This is a genomic window from Pseudonocardia sp. KRD291, from assembly GCF_019263595.1.
Classification (GTDB): Bacteria; Actinomycetota; Actinomycetes; order Mycobacteriales; family Pseudonocardiaceae; genus Pseudonocardia.
The window spans coordinates 1-4,187 of record NZ_JADQDD010000408.1 but is presented as its reverse complement, the minus strand read 5'-3'; the positions used below and the strand labels follow the sequence as shown (position 1 = coordinate 4,187).

Annotated in this window: 5 protein-coding genes; 1 reads left to right on the top strand and 4 read right to left on the bottom strand. The window is 74.7% G+C overall.

Annotated elements, in window-relative coordinates; translation table 11 throughout:
• The 4 genes from I4I78_RS30835 to I4I78_RS30820 all read right to left on the bottom strand — a co-directional run.
• On the bottom strand, positions 1 to 340 hold a 340-nt coding region (locus I4I78_RS30835; protein WP_218615034.1), incomplete at its 3' end, for an MFS transporter.
• Between the two features lie 64 nt (positions 341 to 404).
• Positions 405 to 680 (bottom strand): muconolactone Delta-isomerase family protein, encoded by a 276-nt coding sequence (locus I4I78_RS30830; protein ID WP_218615033.1) that lies wholly within the window; start codon positions 678 to 680, stop codon positions 405 to 407.
• Between the two features lie 29 nt (positions 681 to 709).
• Entirely contained in the window at positions 710 to 1,417 is a 708-nt protein-coding gene (locus tag I4I78_RS30825; RefSeq protein WP_218615032.1) for an alpha/beta hydrolase family protein, read from the bottom strand.
• Positions 1,418 to 1,434: 17 nt separating this feature from the next.
• Entirely contained in the window at positions 1,435 to 2,130 is a 696-nt protein-coding gene (locus tag I4I78_RS30820) for a 4-carboxy-4-hydroxy-2-oxoadipate aldolase/oxaloacetate decarboxylase (protein WP_308252459.1), read from the bottom strand.
• A 393-nt stretch (positions 2,131 to 2,523) separates the two neighbouring features.
• Between I4I78_RS30820 and I4I78_RS30815 the strand changes: the two genes are divergently transcribed.
• Positions 2,524 to 4,035, top strand: coding sequence for a histidine kinase (locus I4I78_RS30815; protein WP_218615031.1), 1,512 nt, complete (start codon positions 2,524 to 2,526; stop codon positions 4,033 to 4,035).
• Positions 4,036 to 4,187 lie beyond the last annotated feature (152 nt).

The following is a 4,187-nucleotide window of genomic DNA, read 5'->3' as shown; positions in this document are numbered from 1 at the left end:
TGGGGATGAGCCCGATCGCCGTCGTGGCGACACCCATCATCAGCAGCGAGACGACCAGCATGGACTTGCGACCCACACGGTCGCCGAAGTGCCCCATCACGATCCCGCCGATCGGGCGGGCGACGAACCCGACGGCGAAGGTGCCCAGCGCGGCCAGCGTGCCGGCCAGCTCGGAGAAGCCGGGGAAGAACTGGCTGCGGAACACCAGCGTCGCGGCCACGCCGTAGATGAAGAAGTCGTACCACTCGACGGTCGTGCCGATGTAGCTGGCGAACGCGACCCTGCCGGGCCTGCGACCGGCGGGCCGGCCGGTGTCGGGTGCCGGGGTGCTGGTGGACATCGGTGCTCCTCGTCGAGCGGTCCGGGTCGAACGGTCCGGGTGGGTCGGGCGCCTGGTGGTCGGGTTACTTCTCCTGCGGGTGGGTGGCGAGTGCCTCGACGGTCACGTCCATCCACTTCCACATCGGCAGCGACGTGAGCGCGTCGTGCAGCGCGGCCGGGTCCTCGGCCTCGTAGAGCCCGACCGTGGCGTTGCGCCCGGGGACCCGCCAGAGCCGTTTGAGCACGCCCTCGCGTCGCAGCTCGACGGCGCGTTCGCGCTCGCCCCGGCGCAGCTCGTCGCGGGTCGCGTCGGGGGTGTCGTGGGGCAGCAGGTTCTCGGTGCGGACCAGGAACTCCACGGTGGTCTCCTCGGGGTCGGGGTTCGGGGTCAGCTCGCGGCGAGCTCGAGCAGCAGTGCGGCGAGCTGGTCCGGCGCGGTGACCATCGCCTCGTGCCCGGTCGCGATCTCGTGCACCGGCCAGCCCCGGGCGGCCGCCCGCCGTGCGTGCGGGGTGAACACCCGCATCCAGTCGACGCACTCGACGAACGTGGCCGGCACCGTGTCGCCCCTGCCGGACAGGCGCAGCGGCTCGGTGTAGGTCAGCCACGGGTGCGGGGTCAGCCGAGGGGTGAGCCAGTCGACGTCGGCCGGGTCGGTGACCCCGAGCTTGGCCAGCGAGCGGACCGGGATGAGCCACCCGAAACCCGGACCGGCCACGGACTCGCGGTAGTGCCCGGCCACGGTGTCGGGCAGCAGGTCGATCGCTGCCTCCCCGTCGTCGCCGACGAATGCGTCCAGATGGATCCGCCGGCTGACCCGGTCCGGGACGCGGTCGGCGACACCGGTGACGACCTGCCCGGCGTAGCTGTGCCCGACCAGCACGACGTCGCGGGCGTCGTGCGCCTCCAGCAGCGCAACCACGTCCTGGACGTGGGTGGACAGGCCGACCTGCGGGGTGAGCAGGTGGGCCCGGTCGCTGACCCCGGTCAGGGTCGGGGCCAGCACCTCGTGCCCGGCGGCGCGCAGCGTGGGGGCCACACGCTGCCAGACCCAGCCGCCGTGCCATGCGCCGTGCAGGAGTACGAACGTGCTCATCGTGGGACCTTCCGGGTTCAGCGCTCGGGTTCGGCGTCGACGTAGCGCACGCCGAGACGCTCCAGCAACGGACGCATGTCGTAGACGTCGAGGCCCAGCTCGCCCGCGGCGAACCGGCGGCGCTTGGCCTCCTCGTTGCGTTCGCGGACCGCGGCGGCCTCCACGACCCGCTCGCCCTCGGCCAGCGGGACGCAGAGCACCCCGTCGTCGTCGGCCACGACGATGTCGCCCGGGTGCACCAGCCGGCCCGCGACCACGACCGGGACGTTGACCGAGCCGGGCACGGCCTTCGCGGTCCCCTGTGCGTGCACGGCCCGGGACCAGACCGGGAAGCCCATCGCCGTGAGGTCGGCGACGTCGCGTACCCCGGCGTCGGTGACCAGGCCGAGCACTCCGCGGTGCCGCAGCTGGGTGGCGAACAGGTCGCCGAACATCCCGTCGGTACAGCGGGAGGTGGTGGCCACGACGAGGACGTCGCCGGGGCGGCACTGCTCGATGCTGGCGTGGATCATCAGGTTGTCGCCGGGGTGCGAGAGCACCGTGACCGCGCGTCCGGCGATCCGGGCGCCCGGATAGATCGGGCGCAGCGCCGGCCCGAGCAGGCCGTGGCGGCCGGACGCCTCGTGGGCCGTGGCGACGCCGGCCGCAGCCAGCGCCGAGGTGACCTCGGGGGAGGGGCCCACCGAGGTACGGACGATCACGTGGCCGCTCACCGCAGGACGTCCCCGGCGACCGGGGTGGTGTCGAGCAGCAGGTGCCGCAGCGGCAGGCGGGGTCGGGGTTCCTCGGGCATCGCAGCGGTGGCCTCCCTCGGCGGGCGCAGCCGCCGTTCACGACAGGAACGGGCCGTCCGGCCGGGATCACCGACGGACCGCCCTCGACGACGCTAGGACCCGGCCCGGACGCGGGTAACTCGCCAATGACCGGGACCGTGCGGCGGGCTGTCCCGCGACGTCTACGACATCCGTCGCGTGCGGCGCCCCGGCGCCGGGCGTCCGCGACGGTCGAGGTGACCCGGCCGGGGAGTCGACCGTGGCCCGAGCCCGGGCCACCTGGTTCGATCGCCACGGGTGCCCGCGTCGACCACGGGCCCGGGGGAGTGCGCGGTGGTGGCGGAGCAGGCACCGGATCGGGACGGCATGCGGGCACTGCTCGACGTGTCCGGGGACGGCCTCGTGCTGCTCGACGCGGCCGGGCGGGTGCGCTACCTCAACGACGCCGCCGCGCGCCTGCTCGGCTCCGACGGTGCCGGCCTGCTCGGGCGCCCGGGCCCGTTCCCGGTCCCGGCCGGGACCGGCGCGAACCCGTCGACCGCCGACGGTGCCGTGCGGTGGGCACCGTCGCGCTCCCGGCCGCGCGAGCTCGAGTACCGGATCGCGGCCGGGCCGCAGGACGGGTACGCGGTGTGGTTCCGCGACGTCACCGACGTCGGACACCAGCAGGCCAGGCTCACCGCGATCGCCCGGGCCGCGTCCAGCGTGACCGCGTCCGGGGCCCTGGCGGTGACGCTCGAGGCGGTCGCCCAGGAGATCGTGCGGACGCCGGGGATCAACGCGGTCCAGATCCTGGCCGTCGACGACCCGGCCGCCGACCTGCGCGTGCTGGGGATGGCCGGGTTCGGGGCGGCGCCGGAGTTCGTGGACCGGCTCGGCGCCTGCCGCCGCCTGGGCGCCGACGTCCGGTTCCTCGACGCGTTCACCGCCGGGGTACCCGTCGTCGTGCCCAGCCGCAAGGCCGCGATCATGGCCGATGCGGCGTGGGAGCCGCTGCACGAGATCATGGACCGCCCGGACTGGGACGGGTTCGTGTCGATGCCGATGATCGTGCGGGCGCAGGTGCTCGGCGTGGTCAACGCCTACTACGAGCCCGGCGCGGATCCCGGGCCGGCCTCGGTGGCGTTCCTCGAGGCGATGGCCGACCACGCGGCGATCGCCGTCGACACCGCCGCGTTGCTGACCCAGACCCGGGCGCGGGCCGAGTCCGACGAACGCCGCCGGCTGGCCCGTGAGCTGCACGACTCGGTGGTGCAGCAGATGTTCTCGATGCGCATGCAGGCGACCGTGCTGCGCAGCCAGCTCGACAACGGGGCGGAGCCGGAGGGCATGCGGGCCTCGGCCGAGGAGCTGGCCTCGCTGTCGTCGAGCGCACTGACCGACCTGCGCCGCCTGGTCTTCGAGCTGCGACCTCTCGAACTGGCCGAGCAGGGTCTGGTGGACGCGCTGCGCAGGCACGCGGCCGCCGTGGGAGCCCGCACCGGTCTGCGGGTCGATGTGCACACCGACCGGGCGCGCATCGAGGCCGGGCTGGACCTGCAGGAGGACGTGTACCGGATCGTCTCCGAGGCGGTGCACAACGTGGTCAAGCACGCCGGGGCGTCGGCCGTGGAGGTCGGCATCGAGGTGGACGGGGCCGACCTGGTCGTGGACGTCTCCGACGACGGCACGGCCGCACCCCTGCCCGCCGACGAGCCGGTCGCCGGCGCCCGGCTCGGGCTGGTCTCGATGCGCGAGCGCACCGAGCGCTGGGGCGGACGTTTCGCGGCGGGACCGCGCCCGGGCGGCGGGTGGGCGGTCCGGCTGGCCGTGCCGCTGCCGGGCGGCGGGCGGACGCCGCGGTGAGCGCTCCGCCTGGGCCTGGACCGCCTCAGGCCCGGGCCCGGGACGAGCGCCTGCCGACGACGTAGTAGGCGACGATCACCGCCACCGACACCGCCACGATCACCGCGGCCAGGACCGGGGACATGTCCTTGGTCAGGCTCGGTGCGCGGTCG